The following is a 21831-nucleotide window of genomic DNA, read 5'->3' on the forward strand; positions in this document are numbered from 1 at the left end:
ATTAGATACATCAGGTGTAGCTGGTCGTAACCAACGTCGTTCTAAATATGGTACTAAACGCCCTAAACCAGGACAAGTAGCTGCGGCGCCAACAAAAGGTAAAAAGAAATAATCGGGAGGAAATAAGAAATGAGAAAGTCAAAACCAAAAAAGAGAATTATTCTTCCTGATCCAAAATTCAATGATGTTCAGGTAACTCGTTTTGTAAACAATATGATGTACGATGGAAAAAAATCTATCGCTTACTCAATCTTTTACGATGCTGTTGAAATTGCTGAGAAAAAAGCAGGTGAAAACGGTTTAGAGGTATTCAAACGTGCATTAACTAACATTATGCCAGCTGTAGAGGTTAAATCTCGTCGTGTTGGTGGTGCTAACTTTCAGGTTCCAACTGAGGTTAGACCAGAGCGTAAAACAGCTTTAGGTATGAAATGGTTAATTTTATACGCTCGTCGTCGTGGTGAAAAAACCATGAAAGAGAAATTAGCTGGTGAAATCGTAGCTGCTGCTAAAGGTGAAGGTGCTGCTGTTAAGAAGAAAGAAGATACGCACAAAATGGCTGAGGCTAACAAAGCGTTCTCTCACTTCAGATTCTAGTTTTAGGATTAACAGACTAGTAAGATTACACAGATTTAATTAGAAGATTATACTGATTAGATAATTTGCACCGATTTGTTTCTACATAATCGGTGCAATCATTTAAAATCAGATAAATCAAAAACATAACATGGCAAGAGATTTAAAATTTACAAGAAATATTGGAATTGCGGCTCACATTGATGCTGGTAAAACTACCACAACTGAGCGTATCCTTTATTATGCTGGTGTAAGTCATAAAATTGGTGAGGTGCACGAAGGTGCTGCAACAATGGACTGGATGGCACAAGAGCAAGAGCGTGGTATTACCATTACTTCTGCTGCAACAACAGTTAACTGGAAATACAGAAACCAGAACTATCACATGAACATTATCGATACACCGGGACACGTGGATTTTACCGTAGAGGTAAACCGCTCGTTACGTGTATTAGATGGTTTAGTGTTCTTGTTTTCTGCTGTTGATGGTGTTGAGCCTCAATCAGAAACTAACTGGCGCTTAGCTAACAACTATAATGTTGCCCGTATCGGTTTCGTTAACAAAATGGACCGTTCTGGTGCTGACTTCTTAAAAGTTGTTAAGCAGGTTAAAGATATGTTAGGTAGTAATGCAGTTCCTTTGCAATTACCTATCGGTGCTGAAGATCAGTTTAAAGGTGTGGTTGATTTGATCAACAACCGTGGTATCGTTTGGAACGAGCACGATAAAGGTATGACCTTTACTGAAGTGCCAATTCCTGATGATATGATTGATGAGGTTGCTGAGTGGAGAGAGAAATTATTAGAATCAGTTGCTGATTATGATGAGTCTCTAATGGAGAAATTCTTCGATGCTCCTGAAACCATCACTGAGCGTGAAGTTTTAGATGCTTTACGTGCAGCTGTTTTAGATGCTAAAATCGTTCCTATGGTGTGTGGTTCATCTTTCAAAAACAAAGGTGTTCAAACCATGTTGGATTATGTAATGGAGTTATTGCCTTCACCTTTAGATTCAGAAGGTGTTGTAGGTACTAACCCTGATACTAACGAAGAAGTTTTATTGAAACCAAGTATTGATGAGCCATTTGCAGCTTTAGCATTTAAAATTGCAACTGACCCATTTGTAGGTCGTTTATGCTTTATCCGTGTTTATTCAGGTAACTTGGAAGCTGGTTCTTACATTTACAATACCCGTTCAGAAAGTAAAGAGCGTATTTCACGTATCTTCCAAATGCACGCTAACAAGCAAAACCCTGTGCCTAACGTGGCTGCCGGTGATATTGCTGCTGTAGTTGGATTTAAAGATATCAAAACTGGTGATACCCTTTGTGATGAGAAACACCCAATCGTTCTTGAGTCGATGGTATTCCCTGATCCGGTTATCGGTTTAGCTATTGAGCCTAAAACTCAGGCTGACGTTGATAAATTAGGTATGGGCTTATCTAAACTGGCTGAAGAAGATCCTACATTCAGAGTACAAACAGATCAGGAAACTGGTCAGACTGTAATTTCTGGTATGGGTGAGCTTCACTTAGATATCTTAATTGACCGTTTAAAACGCGAATTTAAAGTAGAGGTTAACCAAGGTGCGCCACAAGTAGCATACAAAGAGGCTATCTTCGGTACTACGGAACACCGCGAAGTTTACAAAAAACAATCAGGTGGTCGTGGTAAATTTGCCGATATCAAAGTTGTTATCTCTCCAATTGATGCAGATTTTGAAAAAGGCGGATTACAGTTTGTAAACGAAATTGTAGGTGGTTCAATTCCTCGTGAATTTATCCCTTCAGTTGAGAAAGGATTTGCTTCTGCAATGGCGAACGGTGTATTAGCTGGTTACCCGCTTCCTGATATGAAAGTACGTTTGATTGATGGTTCATTCCACGCAGTCGATTCAGATGCTTTATCATTCGAGCTTGCTGCCCGTATGGCATACCGTGAGGCTTTACCTAAATGTAAACCTTCGTTGATGGAACCAATCATGAAAATCGAAATCTTAACCCCTGAAGAAAACATGGGTGATGTTATCGGTGATATGAACCGTCGTCGTGGTCAGTTACAAGGTATGGATACCCGTAACGGTGCACAGGTTATCAAAGCATTGGTGCCACTTTCAGAAATGTTCGGTTATGTAACTCAGTTACGTACCATCACTTCAGGCCGTGCAACTTCTACAATGGAATTCGATCACTATGAGCCAGCGCCTAAAAACGTACAGGACGAAGTAGTAGCGAAATCTAAAGGAAGAGTTAAATCTGAAGACTAATAAAAGGATTACACAGATTAATGAGATTACACCGATGGATAACTGAAATCGGTGTAATCATTAAATCGGTGAAATCACACTAAGATAAATCCGGTTTCTGTTGTTAATAGCTCTAACAGGAAACCATAATTAAAAACAAGATGAGCCAAAGAATCAGAATTAAATTAAAATCTTACGATTACAACTTAGTAGATAAATCTGCTGAGAAAATCGTAAAAACTGTTAAGCCTACGGGTGCAGTTGTAAGTGGTCCAATTCCACTTCCTACAGAGAAAAAAATCTTTACTGTATTACGTTCTCCACACGTAAACAAAAAAGCTAGAGAGCAATTCCAATTATGCGCTTACAAACGTTTATTGGATATTTATAGCTCTAACTCTAAAACAGTTGATGCTTTAATGAAACTTGAATTACCTAGCGGTGTTGAAGTTGAAATCAAAGTTTAATTGATTTTAAAAGAAATGAGAAAGTCCTGGTGTAAGCCAGGACTTTTTTTGTGCCCGCATTTTAGAACAAAAGCTTTATTTCGTGGTTTTACTGATATGAAAAAGCAAGTAAAAACAGAAAACGACCCGTCGGTAATTGGGCAGGATTTTGCCAACCTAGATGAAACAGCAAATAAAAAACAGCCATCGCATGGCGAAGTGGCTAATCAAAAAGATGGTGATTTTTCTGAGCTCGAAAAAAGCAGGATGGAAAACCCGCCTCAGCATAGAGAAAGAAACGGATCTGATAAAAATGATGTAGATAGCAATCCCCGAAACAACCAGAGCAAAGGTGTAAGATAGCAAATGGCTTGTTAACCGTTATAATATAACATTTGTACTATCCCGAATTAAAAAGGGAATATCCGTAAAGAATAATCCCTTTTAAATTTTTAATGCTTTTCCGGTAGATGGAAATTAAGTAGAATTCCACAACTGAATTGCGTTAATCAAGTAGCAAAATGCCCTTAAATTTTAGTTGTTAATGATCTTTTTAGTTAATCTTTGTCGCGAATCCTACAGCAGCGCAAATTTCACAAACATCTCATCAATTTACAAGTTCTCATTGATAAATATCTTGATATATATCAATTTTTTGTGTCTGTAAACTTTCAAATCCTGTCAGTATAGATCGCTGGTTTGCCTGTAGTCGTGCCTTACTCTTTCACCGAAATTACTCGCTTGGTTGAGGTATATGCTGGCTTTCGTTTTAATATCATCTGCCAAAGATTTGCCATCAGCGCTCCTTTTCTTAGTCAGATATTTTAACCCGTATACAGCTGCTGTACCCAGTATGGCGTATTTTAGTAGTCCCATAGCTTTATTTTTTATATTCCGGTATCTAGCGCATGATCCTCATCGGCCTCATTAATGCCCGGTTTAGTTTTAAAATCTTCAGATGAGCTGCCGGTATGGCTTTCGGCACTTTTTACTGTGGGGTGCTTATCCGGGCTGTTGTAAGCATCGTCGCTCAATGAATCGGCGCCCTGCGTACCCGTATTGTCGAACCCATCCCTGGGCATTGTTTTATCAAGGTGCATGGTTTCTGCATTGTACCGCGCTATGGTTTCTTTACCAAAACTAGTTACTTCATTGCCCTTATTGCCGGCTTCATAAGCTTTTTGCACTTCCGATTTTTCTTCACTGTTGCCTTCCTTACCTATATAACCTTCCAAATGCTCTGCTTTATTATAGATACTCGTTTTCATAATCCTGCCATTGAATATTTGTATATAGAACGTTTCATTAATTAAAAGGTTTGATTTTTGTTGGCGTTTTCCTGACATAACTTTTAATATTTAATGCATTAAATATTTGATATTTAACGTACATATTAATTTAGGCCTAAAAATCTTAAACATTCCTTATGGCAAATGCCGAACAAAGTAGAATTGACGCACAGTACCAAAGCCGTGCAAACTGGCTCAAATGGGGACCGTATATATCAGAAAGGCAATGGGGAACCATACGCGAAGATTACAGTAATAATGGCGATGCCTGGAGCTATACTACACACGATAGCGCCAGAAGCAAGGCTTTTAGATGGGGAGAAGAGGGGTTGGCAGGTTTTAGCGACGATCAGCAATTGTTATGTTTGGGGCTTGCACTTTGGAACGGTAAGGATGCCATTTTAAAAGAACGTCTTTTCGGGTTAAACAATGGAGAAGGTAACCACGGAGAAGATGTAAAGGAAATTTATTACTATCTGGATAATACACCAGCGCATACCTACATGCAAATGTTGTATAAATACCCACAATCAGCTTTTCCATATACGCAACTGTTAACCGAAAATGCCAGGGGAACAAGGCAAGACCCAGAATTTGAACTCATAGATACCGGAATTTTTGATCAGGATAAATATTTTGATGTGTTTATCACTTACGCCAAAAATGAAGAAGACGATATTTTAGTACATTATTCCGTTAGTAATCGCGGTAACGAAGATGCAGAAATTCATTTGTTACCTCAGTTGTGGTACCGCAACAACTGGAGTTGGGAGGGGAGCGTTGCCAAACCCGCTATAAATTATCTAGGCGAAAACGAGTTACTTTTCCATTCAGAAAAGCAGGGCAAAATGTACGCCTATGCAGATGGTGATCCTGATTTTTTATTTACCAATAACGAAAGCAACAATGAGCGTTTGTATCAATCGGCCAATGTTTCGCCTTATGTAAAGGATGGCATTAATAATTACGTTGTTAACGGCAAAGAAAACGAAGTAAATCCGGCTAAGAGCGGAACTAAGGTAGCGGTACATTACCATAAACTTGTACCCGCAAAACAAAGTCTGAGTTTTAAGCTTAGGCTGTCCATTAAACCAATCGAAAAACCTTTCGAAAATTTTGATGCGATTTTTGATTTGCGGAAAAAAGAAGCAGATGAGTTTTATGCCAATAAATACAAGGCCAATAGCAGTGAAGAGGAGCAACAGCTGCAACGCCAGGCCTGGGCGGGCTTACTTTGGAACAAGCAATACTACAACTATGATGTAAATGTTTGGCTAAAGGGCGATACAGGTTTACCAAAACCAGCTGTAAAGCGGGCTTGCGGACGTAACTTTCATTGGAGCCATTTTATGGCAGCCGATATTATTCTGATGCCCGATAAGTGGGAGTATCCCTGGTTTGCCGCCTGGGACCTTGCCTTTCATTGTATTGCGCTGGCACCCATCGATCCTGATTTTGCCAAACAGCAGCTGAAGTTACTGGTTAGCAATAATTATATTCACCCCAACGGGCAGTTGCCTGCTTACGAGTGGGATTTTACCGATACCAATCCGCCGGTACATGCCATGGCCACTTACAAGGTCTACATTATGGATAAAAAAAATAAAGGAAAGGGTGATCTGAAATTCCTGGAAGAAGTTTTTCAGAAGCTGCTGCTTAATTTTACATGGTGGGTAAATCAAAAGGATAGCGAGGGTAATAATATTTTTGAAGGCGGTTTTCTTGGTTTAGATAACATAGGGGTGTTTAACAGGAGCGAGCCGGTGCCAGGTGGTGGCTTTTTAGAGCAAGCCGATGGTACCAGCTGGATGGCAATGTACGCTTTAAATATGCTGCAGATTAGTATCGAACTCGCGCTGCACAATCCGGTTTATGAAGATATGGCCATTAAGTTTTCAGAACACTTTTTGTTTATTGCAGGTTCTATTGATAACATGGGCGAGTACCATACCGGTTTATGGGATGACCAGGACGGTTTTTATTACGATTTACTCCGCAAACCCGATGGTGGTTGGGATAGGCTAAGGCTCAGAACCCTGGTAGGCTTGATTCCGATGTTTGCTGTCATTGTTTTTAGCGATCAGGATTGGAAAGATTTACCTAAACTTAAAAATCGGCTAGCATCTTTTATGCTTCAACGACCCGATTTGGTACAGCTGGTGAGCCATTGGGAAGATAAAAGCGGTAACGATAAACATTTATTTTCGCTGTTGCGCGGCCACCGCATGAAAATGTTATTGCGCCGTATGCTCGATACTACTGAGTTCCTCTCAGAGTTCGGTATCCGTTCTATTTCGAAGAAATATGAAACTGAGCCATACAGTTATTGGTTAAATAGTAACGATTATTCTGTTAAATATATTCCGGCAGAAAGCGATACGGGTATGTTTGGCGGCAACAGCAACTGGAGAGGCCCCATTTGGTTTCCCATTAATTACCTGTTGATTGATGCACTGAAGCATTTTCACGAATATTACACCGACGATTTTAGGGTAGAATATCCAACAGGTAGCAATACCTATTATTCGCTTGCTGAAATAGCCGATTTATTGGGTAAACGGTTAAAAAATATCTTTTTAAAAAACGAAAAGGGAGAAAGAGCTGTTTTTGGTGGGTGCGCAAAGTTTAACCACGATGAACACTTTAAGGATTATATGCTGTTTTACGAATATTTTAACGGCGATAATGGAAAAGGTTTAGGTGCAAGTCATCAAACCGGGTGGACGGCTTTAGTGGCACTTTTATAATCAGTTAATGATCAGATAATGGAAAGATTTAAGAATAAAGTAGCTTTAGTTACAGGTAGCAGTCAGGGAATTGGTGCTGCATGCGCCTTACGTTTAGCAGCCGAAGGTGCCGATATTATTTTAAACGGAAGAAAGCTGGATGAACGTGGCGAAAAACTAATTGCCGAAATTAAAGCCCTGGGCAGACGAGCTGTTTTTTTAGAAGCAGATATTAGTCAGGTAGAAAGTGTAACCAGTTTAGTTGCCAATGCCATAAAAGCATACGGCAAATTGGATATTTTGGTAAACAATGCGGGTGTTGAAAAGAACCATAACTTTTGGGAGGTAACAGAGGCCGATTTTGATCTGGTAATGGACACCAATTTAAAAGGACTGTTTTTTGGTACCCAGGCTTTCGTTAAACACTGTATAGCCAACAAGATTGCTGGAGTAGTTGTAAATATGAGTTCGGTGCACGAAGAAATCGTTTTTCCGCATTTTGCACCTTATTGTGCCAGTAAAGGTGCCTTAAAAATGTTAACCCGTAACCTTGCAACAGAGCTGGCTCCTTTCAATATCAGGGTAAATAATGTGGCACCGGGTGCTATCGCTACACCCATCAATAAATCGCTTTTAAACGATAAGGAGAAGTTAGCAAAGTTATTGGACAATATTCCGATGAAAAAGCTGGGTACGCCCGAAGATGTTGCAGGCATTGTGGCTTTTCTGGCTTCTGATGATGCCCGGTATGTTACGGGCTCAACTTATTTTGTTGATGGCGGATTGACTTATCATTACGAAGAACAGTAGGAGAGCTTATACTCCCAATATAAACCGGTTTAGAAAGTTTGTCCTCAGGTTTTATTAAATCCCGCTAATCCTTAACTTCGCCCAAAATTAAACTGAGCAATGGAGTGGAAATATTTACTTTCGAATAAAAGGTTTGGACAAGAACAATACGGTGCCAGCACCGACAGAGCCCGTTCAGATTTTCAGCGCGATTACGACCGCCTGATTTTTTCGTCTCCCTTTAGAAGATTGCAAAATAAAACCCAGGTTTTTCCATTGCCAGGGAGTGTTTTTGTGCACAACCGCCTAACCCATAGTTTAGAAGTAGCGAGTGTTGCCCGCTCCATGGCCAATATTTTTCTTAAAAGTGTTGAGGAGCATAACCCTGCCCTGATTAAAGAAGTTCCTTTAATTAACGAAGTAGGTAATATTGTGGCCGCTGCTGCATTGGCCCACGATTTAGGCAATCCTGCTTTTGGTCACTCGGGCGAAGCTGCAATTTCGCGCTATTTTACCGATGGTGACGGTAAAGTTTACCAGAAAGAAATGAGCGAGGCACAATGGCACGATTTAATTAATTTTGAAGGAAATGCCAATGCCATCCGCATTCTTACCCATCCGTTAAAAGGCAAGGGTAACGATGCTTATGCATTAACCTATTCTACCTTAGCTTCAATAGCCAAATATCCGTGTGCCTCTATTGCAGGCAAGCAGAAAGGATTGTTGCACCGTAAAAAATATGGTTTCTTTCAATCAGAAGAAGATAGTTTTAAAAAGATTGCTGCCGAGCTTAAGCTAGAGCAGGAACAAAGCGAATACCTCATTTACAAACGCCATCCATTGGTTTATCTCGTTGAGGCTGCTGATGATATTTGTTACAGTATTATCGATCTGGAAGATGCCCACCGTTTAAAAATCCTTTCGTACGAGGAAGTAAAAAATTACCTGTTGCCTTTTGCAAATTCTAAAACCATCAAAGACCGGTTGAAACATGATTATGAAGATGATGATGCAAAAATTGGTTTGCTAAGAGCAAAAGCCATTAATACATTAACCAATTTATGTGCAGGTATCTTTTTTAACGAGCAAGAAAGGCTATTGCGTGGCGAACTGAACCAGAGTTTAACCGATATGATCCCCGAACCTTATTTGTCGGCCTGGAAAGCAGTCGAAAAAATATCTGTAGAGCGTATCTATAATTTCTCGTCAGTGATTCAGAAAGAAGTAGCTGGTTATAAAATTATGGCTGGTTTATTGGAAGAGTTTGTTCCGGCATTGATCCACAACAATACCCACTACTATAAAAAATTGGTTAAGCTTATTCCCAAACAATATCATACCGATTTAACCGATATCTATTCTATTATTCAGAGTGTGCTGGATTTTGTGTCGGGAATGACCGATTTATACGCGGTTGATTTGTATCGCAACATTAAGGGAATATCTTTTCCTTCAGAAACTTAACGGTTGATGTAACGCTTATTGTCGGTAAATATAGCCTGAATGCAGTATTTGAAGTGTTTTTTCTTCTGTTTTCAGAACGAAAATATCCCAAAAATAGGGTGTTGGTGTAAAAATACAAAATAAGATACTGATTATCGTGTTGATTGTCAGTATTTTGAGTGTTGCGTTGTCTTGGTGAATAGTCTTTTGTGTAAAGTAGACATAACGGGATATACTAATTAGTAGATTTGAACGTAAGGCCCTTATTTTTTGTTTGAAGCCTTGCAATTTAGATCTCATCCCGGTTCATGAAAAAACTTTTACTTATCGCATTGCTGAGCTTCGGCCTGGCACTGGCTGTTAAGGCGCAGGCGCCACAGCAATTTAACTATCAGGGAGCAGCAAGGAATGCTAATGGTACACCACTGGCAAACAAGAGCATATCGCTGCGAATCAGTATACTGGATGGATCATCAACCGGAACTGCGCAGTACAGCGAAGTCAGAAATGTGGTAACCAATGCTTACGGGCTTTATGCAGTAGCAATTGGCTCGAGCGGGGCAACTTCGGTAAGCGGTACTCTGGTCGGGGTAACCTGGGCTAGCGGATTAAAATTTGTAAAAGTAGAAATCGATCCCGATAATGGAACCAACTTTAGTTTAGCCGGAACAGCTCAGTTATTGAGTGTTCCATATGCATTGTATGCAGCTAATGGCCCTGCTGGATCAAAAGGCGATACCGGGGCAACAGGTCCTGCAGGCACGCAAGGTGTAGCAGGAGTTGCCGGACCTCAGGGGCCGGCAGGTGTTGCAGGGGCAACAGGAGCTCAAGGCCCGATTGGTTTAACCGGTGCTACCGGTGCACAGGGAGCAACTGGTGCTAAAGGAGATCCCGGCGTTACAGGCCCCGCTGGAATTCAAGGCATACAAGGTGTAAAAGGCGATAAAGGAGATGTCGGTCCGGTAGGGTCGGTTGGACCTTCAACCGGGGTTGCAGGAGGTGATTTAACAGGTAATTATCCCAATCCCACTATTGCGAATTTACAGGGGAAAACATTAAGTGTAGCTATACCAGCCAATAACCAGGTTTTACTGTTCGATGGAACAGCCTGGAAACCGGTTACATTAGATGTTGCCCAACTGGCTGGAGCCAAAAGTTTAACCTCTACCGATTTAGCTGTTAGTGCCAACGGTACTTCAGCCTTGCTGAAAGATGTGGTTATTGATATTAATGCCGGCGCAGTAACAACCGTTAAACTGGCCGATGCTGCCGTTACCACATTAAAAATAACCGATGGAGCCATAAGCACGCCCAAGCTGGCTGATGCAGCAGTTACTTCGGTGAAAATTGGCAATAAAGAAGTAAAGAATATCAATATTGGCGATGCAGCAGTAAATACCCTGCAACTGACAGATGGTGCGGTTACTACTCCAAAACTAGCTGATGCGGCAGTTACTTCAGTAAAAATCGGAAATAAAGAAGTTAAAAATATCAATATTGATGATGCAGCAGTGAATACCCTGCAACTGACAGATGGTTCAGTTACTACACCAAAACTGGCCGATGCGGCGGTTACCTCCGTAAAAATTGGCAACAAAGAAGTTAAAACAGTAAATATCGATGATGCAGCAGTGAATACTCTGCAGCTGGCAGATGGTTCGGTAACCACATCAAAACTGACCGATGCATCCGTAACCGTTGCAAAACTAACGACTGCTGGTATTGCCGATGCTAACAAAGTATACATTACCAATGCCATTACAGGTAAACCCGAATTAATTAGCCGTACTTTATTTGCCAATGCAAATGCCTGGGCATTAAAAGGGAATACGGGGAATGTAGATCAAACCAATAATTTTTTAGGTAATACCGATGATGTGGCCATTAACTTTTTGGTAAACGGACAAAAATCGGGTCGTTTGGGCAATTCGGCAGAAAGCAATGTTGCTTACGGCTATAAAACCATTGCAAGCAATGTTTCGGGCTTTTACAACAGTGCATTTGGTAAAGAGGCGCTTTCGTTAAACATTTCAGGTTACGAAAACAGTGCTTTTGGTTATCTGGTGTTGCAAAGGAGTTTCAGTGGTATCAACAACAGTGGCTTTGGTTCGCAGGCTTTAAGTATAAGTACAGTAGGCTCGAACAACAGTGCATTTGGTACCCATACCTTAATGGCTAACGGTAGCGGCATTAACAATACAGCTATTGGTAGTTTGGCTTTAGAGGCTAGTAATGGCGATAACAATACGGCCGTAGGTTATGCTGCCGGATCAAAAAACAATGGTTCGGGAAACATTTTTATTGGTAGCAACGCTGGCAGCGCCAGTACCAGTGCAAATAACATCTTGGCCATTGCCAATACCAATACAATCTATCCGCTAATTGCGGGTAGCATGACTGCAGATGGCGGAACTTTAACCCTCAATGGCAGTAATGCAGCTATATCAACCACCTATGCTCCGGCAAGTGCCAGCACGCTAAACGTAAATGGCTCGGTTTCGGCAAGTATTTTAACCTATACCACAGGCGGAACGTTATCGCTTGATGCCAGTCATTATACCGTGAGGCTAAAAAATGCCGGACTTCCGGTTACTTTAAATTTGCCCGGGGCATCAACCTGCAAGGGCAGGATTTATGTTATCGTAAAAGCCTTGTCAACAGGTAATGTTACCTTAAACAATGCCATTACCATGAACGACGATACAACTATTACCACCATTAGCGGTGCAAAAGCATATACCATCCAAAGCGATGGCTCGGCCTGGATCTCTTTAAATTAAGAACGATGAAAAGAACATATTGCCTGTTTGTTTTTCTGGTGCTTCTCTTTTTTGGTCGCGGGGTTAAAGCGCAAAGCTTACCTTATGTGCTTAATTCGGCAAGCGGTTATGGTAAAATCAATAACCAGTTATACGATTTCAGCATTGGCGAAATGGTATTGGTTCAATCTTTTCAGGTTACCAATACCAGTTTAACACAAGGATTTTTACAGCCTTTTCTAATTATCGATACCCAGGCGCAGGTAAGCATTGTAAATAATATCCTTACGCCAAACGGCGATGGTAAGAACGATTTTTTTGTGATTAAAGGCCTGGAGAAATACCCCAACAATAAGCTCACTATTTTCGACAGGGGAGGGCGGATGCTTTATTCGGCAGTAAATTACAAGAACAACTGGGATGGCTATGTAAACGGATCGGCCCTTGCCGAAGATACCTATTATTACATACTCGATTTAGGCGCCGAAGGTACTGTTAAAGGGTTTATATCTATTTTATATAAAAAGTAACAGCATGAGAAGAGTGAAAAGTATTTTAGCAGGGCTGTTGTTTTTATTTGCGATACCGGCATTCGCCCAACTCAACCCCATGGGGAGCATTTATTACCAGAACCAGTTTTTGGCCAATCCGGCAATGGCTGGTGTAGAGAAAGGACTGAACCTCAATGCTGCCCTCAAAACCCAATGGACGGGGGTAGATGGTGGCCCCCGCATTCAGTATTTAACCGGCGATTACGGTCTGCAAAATGATAAGGTGGGCTTGGGGATGCTTTTTTATAACGAAGGTGCCGGTGCCATTAACCGCACAAGGGCAACGGTAACTTATGCATATCATTTACCTTTAAACGGTGGCAGCGAATTTATCGATTTTGGTTTGTCGGCAGGGATTATGAACGAGTGGGTAGATTTTGGTAAGGTAAAGGGAGATCTCGACGATGATGTACTCAATAGTTTTAACGACCGTAAATTATATCTGGATGGCGATTTCGGTGTAGCATACCGTACAGATAAATTAACTATTCAGGGCGCTTTGCCCAACCTGAAAAGGTTTTTTAAAAGAGATCAGGTTAGAAACGTTGTTGATCGGTCTATCTATTTTCTGGCCGCTGGCTATAAGTTTACTACCGATAAGCTAATCAACAGCATTGAACCTAAATTGGTTTATCGTGGGGTGCAGAACTATGATGGTATTTTTGATGCAGGGGTAAACCTTCAGTTTTTAGATCAAAAATTGATGTTGAATGGCATTTACCACAGTACCAATAGCTTTACCGGAGGCTTTGGTGCTAACTATAAAAATCAGTTTTCTATTTTATTTCAGTACACAACCAATACTTCAAAAATGCAGAATTACAGTAATGGAGAGTTTGAGGTTGGATTGAAGTATAGCTTGAAGAATTAAATCCCGATCCTTAGACTCGTCACGTCATCTCGACTGAGCGTAGCGGAATGCCTGCCCGTACAGGCGGGGAGAGATCTGTGATTGGACAAAATTAATTTTGAATGATTGAGTAACGCTAAATCATTCAATCATTCAAAATTCAATCAATTAGACCAAGTTATCTGCCTCTGCCTTCGTCCCATTTATTACGCTCATCCTGCAGCTCACGGGCAAGTTTCATCTCTTTATCTTTAGCCTTAACCTTGTGTGCCTGAAATTCATCGGCCACTTCCTGGTAAAGCTCCGTACGGTATTTGGCTTCGTGCCTTAATTTACCCGATTGGAAAATAATAAAGGCCAGGCCAAGGCCCAGTACAATGATAATTGACCAAACAATGGTGTTATAGGTGCCCTTATCGAAAGCAATTCCTAAAAACTTAATTTCGTTAACCGAAGCATTGGCTGTAACCAGCGAGCTTTCTTTTCCGGTAACCTCGCCTTTTAAACTCGAAATATTACCAGCCTGGGCCTTAATTTCTTGTCTGGCTTCCTGCAATTGCTTACGTTCTTTCCGTAGCGTATCGTTAACACTTTTCCATAAAGACGATAACCGGTTGGGGTTAATCAGCCTTGCACCATTGAAGCTTTTCGATTTCTTTAACATGAACTGATACTGGCCATTTAATGATGGGTCTGTATTCTTTGTCGTGTCAGGTAAAGTTTGCCCAAACGCAAAGTTTACAAATAGCATAGCGCCTAAAAACAGTAGGGTGTGTTTAATTTTTTGCATAGTTTAAATATAGGTGTTATCGTGTAAAACTACATTTTTATCCATTTCCCGGTTAATATTTTTATGTGAAGTTTAGGGGTGAAAGACAAATATGTTTGTGTTTAACATGTTAAATAACAATTTTATCGAAGTTTTATTATAAAATTATGTGCGATAGGTTACATTTGTTTCATGCAAATAGGAATTATTGGTTTAGGCGATATGGGCAAATTGTATGCTGTATCGTTTGTAAACGCTGGTTATAAAGTATGCGGGGCAGATATGCCTTTGCGTTTTACAGATTTAAAAAATGAGCTCGAGCCTAAAGGAATTGAAGTCTTAATCGATGGGCATGAAGTGGCACGCAAATCTGATTTTATAATTTACTGCGTTGAAGCCGAAAAAATTGATGAAGTGGTGGCTACTTTTGCACGCTCTACCAAATATGGTGCAATTGTTTCGGGCCAAACATCAGTTAAACATCCCGAAATTGCCGCTTTTGAAAAACACCTTCCGCCCGACACCCAGATTGTAACCTGCCATTCTTTGCATGGCCCGGCTTTTAGTCCGGAGGGGCAGACCCTGGTGGTGGTGCGCCACCGTGCTACCGATGAGGTTTACGCTAAAGCGTTGGAAATTTATCAATCTTTAAAGTCGAACATCATTGAGATGGACGATTACCGCGAGCACGACCGCATTGTGGCCGATACACAGGCCGTTACCCACATGGGTTTCGAAAGCATGGGCTCTGCCTGGAAAAATGCCGGTTTTTTCCCATGGGATAACCCTGCCTATGCGGGAGGGATTGATAATGTAAAGATTTTAACCACGCTAAGGATTTTTAGCTACAAATCTCACATCTATGCTGGTTTGGCCATATTAAACCCTTATGCGCAAAAGCAGGTAAAATATTATGCCCAGGCCGAATCTGAACTCTATAAACTCATGATCTGCGAAAATGAAGTCGAGTTCAGGGAGAAAATTTATGCTGCCCGCGATTTTGTGTTTCACGAAAGCCGCCAGTTGTTGCTGCTTGACGATAACATCATGAAAGAATTCAGTCTTTCGGATGCAGACCATAAACAGAAACCCAATTCGCATTTAAGTTTGCTAAGTATGGTGTATGCTTGGTATAAAATGGGAGTAAACCCTTACGATAACCTGATTTGCCAAACCCCACCGTTTAAACTGAGACTGGGTATTGCCGAGTATCTTTTCAAAAACAAAGAAATGCTCGAAGAATCGATCCAAACGGCTTTGTACGATAAATCCATTCGCGGCGATGACCTCGAATTCCATACTGCTGTGCACGAGTGGGCTTCAATAATTGGTTATGGCGATATTAATGGCTATAAAGCACATTTTGAAGCCGCCAAATCGTTTTTTGCCAACCGGCTGAATGATGGCAGGGATTTAAGTGCGGAAATGATTAAGAGACTTGGTAAATAGATTAGCATAAGTTCACGTCATGCTGAATTTATTTCAGCAGCTCACTTCTCCAGAGGCCCTGAATAAATTCAGGGTGACGGTTATTTTATCTCAAAATTCTATTTTATCCCCTTAATATATAGACTTTATTTTATTCCCTTAATCCTTCGTTTCCCCAAAAACAGTACATTATATTTGCCCGCATGTCGGTATTGCTGTTTACCATAATCGTTTTATTAGGTGCTTTTTTGGCCGGATTACTGGGTTCGTTAACGGGTTTGGGCGGAGGCGTAATTATTATCCCTTTACTCACCTTGGCTTTGGGGGTAGATATCCATTACGCCATTGGTGCATCTATTGTTTCGGTTATTGCTACTTCATCGGGTTCGGCGGCAGCTTATGTTAAAGAGGGGATTACCAATATCCGTATCGGTATGTTTTTAGAGATAGCCACTACCATTGGTGCCATTTGTGGCGCAATTGTAGCCGTTTACCTAAATGCCAACTACATTGCCATTCTATTTGGCTGTATCCTTATCTTTTCGGCCATCATGACTTTGAAGAAGAAAGTAGACCATACTACTTTAGATGATACCGATAAATGGGCCAGGTTTTTTAAATTGAACGGATCTTATCCCGACAGGGGAACAGAGCATGCCTATGCGGTAAAGCACATACCCGGCGGTTTCTTTATGATGCTTTTTGCCGGAACCTTATCTGGTTTGCTGGGTATTGGAAGCGGAGCTTTAAAAGTAATTGCGATGGATAACATTATGCGTTTGCCTTTTAAAGTATCGACCACTACCAGTAATTTTATGATGGGCGTTACTGCAGCGGCCAGTGCGGTGGTTTACCTACATCGTGGTCAAATCGATCCAGGTATCGCCATGCCGGTTTGTATTGGCGTTTTAACCGGTGCTACGGTGGGTTCGAAAGTTTTATTGAAAACCAAAACCGATAAGCTTAAAATTGTGTTTGCGGTGGTGGTTGCATTTCTGGCTATGCAAATGATTTATAAAGGAATAAGCGGATTGTAATGAACACAGCCAATAAGGAAAACATAAAAGATAAAGATATTCAGCTAATACTGGGTACACTTTTGCGTGCAGGCGTAATTATTTCGATGGGTATTGTGCTAATAGGCGGGGTAATTTTCCTGAGCCATAACAAAGGTGTAATTACCGACTATAAAGTTTTTAAACCCGAGCTGGCTAAATTTTCGTCGATAGCAGCCATATTCAAAGGTGTACTTACTTTTCAGGGCGATGCAGTAGTGCAATTTGGCATATTGATGCTGATATTCACGCCGATAGCCCGGATTGTGTTCGCCATTTTTAGCTTTTTAATAGAGCGCGATTACCTATATGTGCTTATCGGATTTATCATTTTAGCGATTATAACTATCAGTTTAAATGGTGGTTTAGCTCATTAACACTACTTTTAAAGTTAAATCGCATCATATCAGCAATTTATTTGAAAAAATATTTCGCTAACTATTTGAAAATTAATAATTCTTGTCTATCTTTGCCGTCCCTTTCGGGGGATGTACAACCACCTTGAACGAAGCCCTACTGCTTCGATGGGTGTTAAAATTAAAAGATAAAATGTCAGGAATTATTGGAAAAAAAGTAGGAATGACCAGTATCTTTGATGCCGAAGGAAGAAACATTCCTTGTACGGTAATCGAGGCTGGACCTTGTGTAGTTACACAGGTAAAAACCGAAGAAGTAGATGGTTACTCGTCAATCCAACTGGGTTACGATGAGAAAAAAGAGAAAAACACAACTCAACCATTGAAAGGCCATTTCGCGAAAGCAAACACAACTCCGAAACGCAAGCTGGTAGAATTCAACTCATTTACAACTGCACTTAACTTAGGTGATGTTGTAACTGTAGATGCATTCGCAGAAGGCGATTTTGTTGATGTTGTAGGTACCTCAAAAGGTAAAGGTTTTCAGGGTGTTGTAAAACGCCACGGATTTGCCGGTGTTGGTATGCAGACTCACGGTCAGCATAACCGTTTACGTGCCCCAGGTTCATTGGGAGCATCATCATTCCCTTCACGTGTATTCAAAGGAATGCGCATGGCAGGAAGAACAGGTGGAGACAGAGTGAAAATTCAAAACTTACAGGTTTTGAAAGTTTACGCTGAGCAAAACTTATTAGTAGTTAGTGGTTCCATTCCAGGAGCTAAAGGTTCTTACGTAATCTTAGACAAATAATCAGATGGAAGTTAAAGTATTAAACATTTCAGGTAAAGAAACAGGTGCCAAGGTGCAACTTCCTGAATCGGTATTTGGTATCGAGCCTAACGACCACGCGATTTATTTAGATGTAAAACAGTATTTGGCTAACCAACGTCAGGGTACTCACAAATCTAAACAACGTAACGAGATTGCTGGTTCGACCCGTAAACTATACAAACAAAAAGGTACAGGTGGTGCCCGTGCTGGTAGCATTAAATCTCCGTTATTTAACGGTGGTGGTCGTGTTTTCGGTCCTCAGCCACGTGATTACAGTTTTAAATTGAACAAGAAATTAAAATCATTAGCACGTAAATCAGCTTTAGCTTATAAAGCAAAAGATAACAACGTGGTAGTTTTAGAAGATTTCAGCTTCGATACAATTAAAACTAAAAACTTTACAAGTTTATTGGCTGCTTTAAAAGTAGATACTCAAAAAACTTTGTTGGTTTTACCTGCACAAAATAATAATATCTATTTATCAAGCAGAAACGTTCAGAAAACTAAAGTAATCTCTGCAGCAGATTTGAATACTTATGATGTATTAAACGCTGGTGTACTTGTGTTAACTGCTGATTCTGTTAAAACTTTGGAGGAGGCATTTGCCAAGTAATATGGAAATTTTAAAAAAACCAATATTAACCGAAAAAGCTTCAGCTTTAACTGAGAAATCTAACCGTTTCACTTTTAGCGTTAACCACAAGGCTAACAAAATCCAGATCAAAGCAGCTATTGAGAAATTGTACGGTGTAACCATCGTTGCAGTTAACACTATGGTTGTTGATGGAAAAGCTAAATCTCGTTACACTAAAGCAGGTTTTGTATCAGGTCGTAGCCCGAAATACAAAAAAGCAATCGTAACGTTGAAAGACGGCGAAACAATAGATTATTACGCAACCCTTTAATTTAATAATTCATTATAACTATGGGCTTAAGAAAATTTAAACCAGTTACTCCAGGTACCCGCTTCAGAGTTGGTGCTAGCTTTACGGAGATTACAGCAACCAAGCCCGAAAAATCATTGGTTGCATCATCAAAAAAGTCTGGTGGACGTAACAATACAGGAAAGATGACCATGCGCTACATGGGTGGTGGTCACAAAAAATCTTATCGTATTATCGATTTCAAACGCGATAAATTCGATATTCCTGCTACAGTTGCTACTGTAGAATACGATCCAAACCGTACTGCCCGCATCGCATTATTACACTATGCTGATGGCGAGAAGCGTTATATCATTGCTCCTGAAGGATTGCAAGTTGGTTCGGTATTATTATCGGGCGATACTGCAGCTCCAGAAGTAGGTAACACTTTAAAATTATCGAACATTCCATTAGGTTCTATCATCCACAACGTGGAGATTCACCCTGGAAAAGGAGCACAATTGGCTCGTAGTGCAGGTGCTTACGCACAATTAGCTGCCCGCGATGGTAAATATGCTACTTTGAAAATGCCTTCAGGCGAAACCCGTTTAATCCTGACTACTTGTCTTGCTACTATCGGTGCTGTATCTAACTCAGATCACGCAAACGAAGTATTAGGTAAAGCTGGTCGTAAACGTTGGTTGGGCCGTCGTCCGAGAACTAGACCGGTAGCGATGAACCCTGTTGATCACCCAATGGGTGGTGGTGAAGGTAGATCATCAGGTGGTCACCCACGTTCAAGAAATGGCGTTTTAGCTAAAGGCTACAAAACCAGAGAACTTAAAAAATATTCTAATCGTTACATCATAGAGAGAAGGAAGAAATAATGGCTCGTTCGATAAAAAAAGGACCTTATATTGACCATAACGTAGAGAAAAAAGTAAACTCTATGAATGATTCAGGCAAAAAGTCTGTAATCAAAACTTGGTCTCGTAGATCAATGATTTCACCAGATTTCGTTAATCATACATTTGCAGTACACAACGGTAATAAATTTATTCCTGTGTACGTAACAGAAAACATGGTTGGTCACAAGTTGGGAGAATTTGCTCCAACCAGAACATTCAGAGGACACGCTGAAAAGAAAAAATAATTAGACAATGGAAGCAATAGCAAAATTAAACAATTGTCCAACCTCACCGCGTAAGATGCGTTTGGTTGTAGATCTTATCAGAGGTGAACGTGTAGAGAAAGCATTAAGCATTTTAAAGTTTACCAACAAAGAAGCAGCAATAAGAGTTGAGAAATTATTATTATCTGCTATTAAAAACTGGGAAGCTAAAAATGAAGGTGCCCGCCCTGAAGAAAACCAACTTTTTGTAAAAACAGTTATGGTTGATGGTGGCCGTCAGTTAAAACGCTTACGTCCAGCTCCTCAAGGCCGTGGATATAGAATTCGCAAACGTTCTAACCACGTAACGCTGATTGTAGATAGTAAAAATACAGAAACTCAAAACTAATTAGGAAATGGGACAAAAAGCAAATCCAATAGGTGCCAGGTTAGGAATTATCAAAGGATGGGATTCTAACTGGTTCGGTGGCAACAACTACTCCGATAAATTAGTTGAAGATGAGAAAATAAGAAAATACCTTTCTGCCCGTATCGCAAAAGGCGGTGTTGCAAAAGTAGTTATCGAGCGTACGTTAAAACGTATCACTGTAACTATCCACACAGCTCGTCCGGGTATCGTAATCGGTAAAGCAGGTGCTGAGGTTGATAAAATCAAAGAAGAGTTAAAGAAATTAACTAAAAAGGAAATTCAGATTAACATCTTTGAAATTAAACGCCCTGAACTTGATGCACAATTAGTTGCAGAAGGTGTTGCAAAACAATTAGAAGCAAGGATCTCATTCCGTAGAGCAATGAAATCTTCTATCGCATCAACCATGCGTATGGGTGCTGAAGGTATCAAAATCATGACTTCTGGTCGTTTAGGTGGTGCTGAGATGGCACGTACTGAGCAGTACAAAGAAGGAAGAGTGCCTTTGCATACATTCCGTGCTGATATCGACTATGCTTTAGCTGAAGCTTTAACCACTTATGGTAAAATCGGTATTAAAGTATGGATTTGTAAAGGTGAGGTTTATGGAAAACGTGATTTGTCTCCAAACATCGGTTCGACAAACAACGGTCCAAAAGGCCAGTCAGAGAAACCAGCATTCGGTGGAAGAGATAACAGAGGTGGTGGAAGAGATAACCGTGGCGGTAACGACAGACGTGGTGGAAACCAAGGCGGTGGTCGTGGTCCAGGCCAAGGTGGTGCAAACAGAGGTGGTGGCGCAGGCGCTAACAGAGGTCCTCGTAAATAATTGATTTATTAACATCGTTTAACGATTAGAACAAAATAAAATGTTACAGCCAAAAAGAACGAAGTTCAGGAAGATGCAAAAAGGCAGAATGAAGGGTTTAGCTTCTCGTGGAGCTGAATTAGCATTCGGATCTTTCGGTATCAAATCTTTAGAAGCAACTTGGATCACAAGTCGCCAGATAGAGGCTGCCCGTATTGCCGTAACACGTTTCATGAAACGTGAAGGTCAAGTATGGATCAGAATTTTCCCTGACAAACCGGTAACTAAAAAACCTGCTGAGGTACGTATGGGTAAAGGTAAAGGTGCTCCTGAGTATTGGGTAGCAGTTGTAAGACCTGGACGTGTAATTTTCGAAGCTGAAGGTGTGCCTTTAGAAATTGCTAAAGAAGCATTGCGTTTAGCAGCTCAGAAATTACCAATCCAAACCAAATTCGTAGTACGTAGAGATTACGTAGAAGCATAGTAAAGTGTTGAGGTGAATGTT

24 protein-coding genes and 1 pseudogene are annotated in these 21831 nt (G+C 40.6%); 22 read left to right on the top strand and 3 right to left on the bottom strand.

Translation table 11 applies throughout. The annotated features are described in order from the left end of the window. The 5 genes and pseudogenes from DBR40_RS20860 to DBR40_RS20880 form a co-directional block, all read left to right on the top strand. Positions 1–112 (top strand): annotated as a pseudogene (locus DBR40_RS20860) (30S ribosomal protein S12); the annotation flags it as partial. 17 nt (positions 113–129) lie between these two features. Continuing rightward, the gene (gene rpsG, locus DBR40_RS20865) at positions 130–597 is read left to right on the top strand and encodes a 30S ribosomal protein S7 (RefSeq protein ID WP_025145241.1); all 468 of its coding nucleotides are present in this window, start codon (positions 130–132) and stop codon (positions 595–597) included. A gap of 130 nt (positions 598–727) precedes the next feature. Beyond that, on the top strand, positions 728–2842 hold the full coding sequence (gene fusA / locus DBR40_RS20870) for an elongation factor G (RefSeq protein WP_124561684.1): 2115 nt from the start codon (positions 728–730) through the stop codon (positions 2840–2842). A gap of 140 nt (positions 2843–2982) precedes the next feature. Then, the gene (gene rpsJ / locus DBR40_RS20875; RefSeq protein WP_008244591.1) at positions 2983–3288 is read left to right on the top strand and encodes a 30S ribosomal protein S10; all 306 of its coding nucleotides are present in this window, start codon (positions 2983–2985) and stop codon (positions 3286–3288) included. A 96-nt stretch (positions 3289–3384) separates the two neighbouring features. Further along, positions 3385–3630 (top strand): hypothetical protein, encoded by a 246-nt coding sequence (locus DBR40_RS20880; RefSeq protein ID WP_124561685.1) that lies wholly within the window; start codon positions 3385–3387, stop codon positions 3628–3630. A gap of 318 nt (positions 3631–3948) precedes the next feature. Here DBR40_RS20880 and DBR40_RS20885 read toward each other — a convergent pair whose 3' ends face one another. Next, positions 3949–4143: a YtxH domain-containing protein gene (locus DBR40_RS20885; protein ID WP_124561686.1), complete on the bottom strand. Its 195-nt coding sequence runs from the start codon at positions 4141–4143 to the stop codon at positions 3949–3951. A gap of 11 nt (positions 4144–4154) precedes the next feature. Beyond that, a complete protein-coding gene (locus tag DBR40_RS20890; RefSeq protein WP_124561687.1) occupies positions 4155–4535 on the bottom strand; it encodes a hypothetical protein in 381 nt (126 codons plus the stop codon). Positions 4536–4693: 158 nt separating this feature from the next. Between DBR40_RS20890 and DBR40_RS20895 the strand changes: the two genes are divergently transcribed. The 6 genes from DBR40_RS20895 (at position 4694) to DBR40_RS20920 (ending at position 13695) form a co-directional block, all read left to right on the top strand. After that, on the top strand, positions 4694–7303 hold the full coding sequence (locus DBR40_RS20895) for an MGH1-like glycoside hydrolase domain-containing protein (protein WP_124561688.1): 2610 nt from the start codon (positions 4694–4696) through the stop codon (positions 7301–7303). Between the two features lie 18 nt (positions 7304–7321). Beyond that, the gene (locus DBR40_RS20900) at positions 7322–8092 is read left to right on the top strand and encodes an SDR family NAD(P)-dependent oxidoreductase (protein WP_124561689.1); all 771 of its coding nucleotides are present in this window, start codon (positions 7322–7324) and stop codon (positions 8090–8092) included. A 99-nt stretch (positions 8093–8191) separates the two neighbouring features. Continuing rightward, positions 8192–9535, top strand: coding sequence for a dGTP triphosphohydrolase (dgt, locus tag DBR40_RS20905; RefSeq protein WP_124561690.1), 1344 nt, complete (start codon positions 8192–8194; stop codon positions 9533–9535). A 287-nt stretch (positions 9536–9822) separates the two neighbouring features. Next, positions 9823–12294, top strand: a complete 2472-nt coding sequence (locus DBR40_RS27160; protein ID WP_124561691.1) for a hypothetical protein — start codon at positions 9823–9825, stop codon at positions 12292–12294. Between the two features lie 5 nt (positions 12295–12299). Continuing rightward, entirely contained in the window at positions 12300–12803 is a 504-nt protein-coding gene (locus DBR40_RS20915; protein ID WP_124561692.1) for a gliding motility-associated C-terminal domain-containing protein, read from the top strand. Positions 12804–12807: 4 nt separating this feature from the next. Then, a complete protein-coding gene (locus DBR40_RS20920; protein ID WP_124561693.1) occupies positions 12808–13695 on the top strand; it encodes a PorP/SprF family type IX secretion system membrane protein in 888 nt (295 codons plus the stop codon). Between the two features lie 157 nt (positions 13696–13852). Here DBR40_RS20920 and DBR40_RS20925 read toward each other — a convergent pair whose 3' ends face one another. Then, complete coding sequence (locus tag DBR40_RS20925; protein WP_124561694.1) at positions 13853–14464, bottom strand: hypothetical protein; 612 nt, start codon at positions 14462–14464, stop codon at positions 13853–13855. A gap of 171 nt (positions 14465–14635) precedes the next feature. Here DBR40_RS20925 and DBR40_RS20930 point away from each other — a divergent pair, with 171 nt between their 5' ends. The 11 genes from DBR40_RS20930 to rplP all read left to right on the top strand — a co-directional run bounded on the left by DBR40_RS20930 (position 14636) and on the right by rplP (position 21810). Further along, entirely contained in the window at positions 14636–15892 is a 1257-nt protein-coding gene (locus DBR40_RS20930; protein WP_124561695.1) for a prephenate dehydrogenase, read from the top strand. Between the two features lie 182 nt (positions 15893–16074). Then, positions 16075–16908: a sulfite exporter TauE/SafE family protein gene (locus DBR40_RS20935; protein WP_124561696.1), complete on the top strand. Its 834-nt coding sequence runs from the start codon at positions 16075–16077 to the stop codon at positions 16906–16908. Next, entirely contained in the window at positions 16908–17303 is a 396-nt protein-coding gene (locus tag DBR40_RS20940) for a DUF1634 domain-containing protein (protein ID WP_124561697.1), read from the top strand. The genes DBR40_RS20935 and DBR40_RS20940 overlap by 1 nt, the downstream gene beginning before the upstream one ends. 172 nt (positions 17304–17475) lie before the next feature. Beyond that, the gene (rplC, locus tag DBR40_RS20945) at positions 17476–18093 is read left to right on the top strand and encodes a 50S ribosomal protein L3 (RefSeq protein ID WP_124561698.1); all 618 of its coding nucleotides are present in this window, start codon (positions 17476–17478) and stop codon (positions 18091–18093) included. Between the two features lie 4 nt (positions 18094–18097). Beyond that, positions 18098–18727, top strand: coding sequence for a 50S ribosomal protein L4 (gene rplD, locus DBR40_RS20950; protein WP_090765858.1), 630 nt, complete (start codon positions 18098–18100; stop codon positions 18725–18727). A gap of 1 nt (position 18728) precedes the next feature. After that, positions 18729–19019, top strand: a complete 291-nt coding sequence (rplW, locus tag DBR40_RS20955) for a 50S ribosomal protein L23 (RefSeq protein ID WP_025145221.1) — start codon at positions 18729–18731, stop codon at positions 19017–19019. A 20-nt stretch (positions 19020–19039) separates the two neighbouring features. Further along, on the top strand, positions 19040–19864 hold the full coding sequence (rplB, locus tag DBR40_RS20960) for a 50S ribosomal protein L2 (RefSeq protein ID WP_124561699.1): 825 nt from the start codon (positions 19040–19042) through the stop codon (positions 19862–19864). After that, positions 19864–20130, top strand: coding sequence for a 30S ribosomal protein S19 (rpsS, locus tag DBR40_RS20965; RefSeq protein ID WP_010599906.1), 267 nt, complete (start codon positions 19864–19866; stop codon positions 20128–20130). Before rplB ends, rpsS begins: the two co-directional genes overlap by 1 nt. Before the next feature lie 7 nt (positions 20131–20137). Then, complete coding sequence (gene rplV / locus DBR40_RS20970) at positions 20138–20497, top strand: 50S ribosomal protein L22 (RefSeq protein ID WP_124561700.1); 360 nt, start codon at positions 20138–20140, stop codon at positions 20495–20497. A gap of 7 nt (positions 20498–20504) precedes the next feature. After that, positions 20505–21347, top strand: a complete 843-nt coding sequence (rpsC, locus tag DBR40_RS20975) for a 30S ribosomal protein S3 (RefSeq protein ID WP_124561701.1) — start codon at positions 20505–20507, stop codon at positions 21345–21347. A gap of 40 nt (positions 21348–21387) precedes the next feature. Further along, on the top strand, positions 21388–21810 hold the full coding sequence (gene rplP, locus DBR40_RS20980; RefSeq protein ID WP_113951798.1) for a 50S ribosomal protein L16: 423 nt from the start codon (positions 21388–21390) through the stop codon (positions 21808–21810). The last annotated feature ends 21 nt before the right edge of the window (positions 21811–21831 follow it).

Source organism: Pedobacter sp. KBW01 (assembly GCF_003852395.1).
GTDB lineage: Bacteria > Bacteroidota > Bacteroidia > Sphingobacteriales > Sphingobacteriaceae > Pedobacter.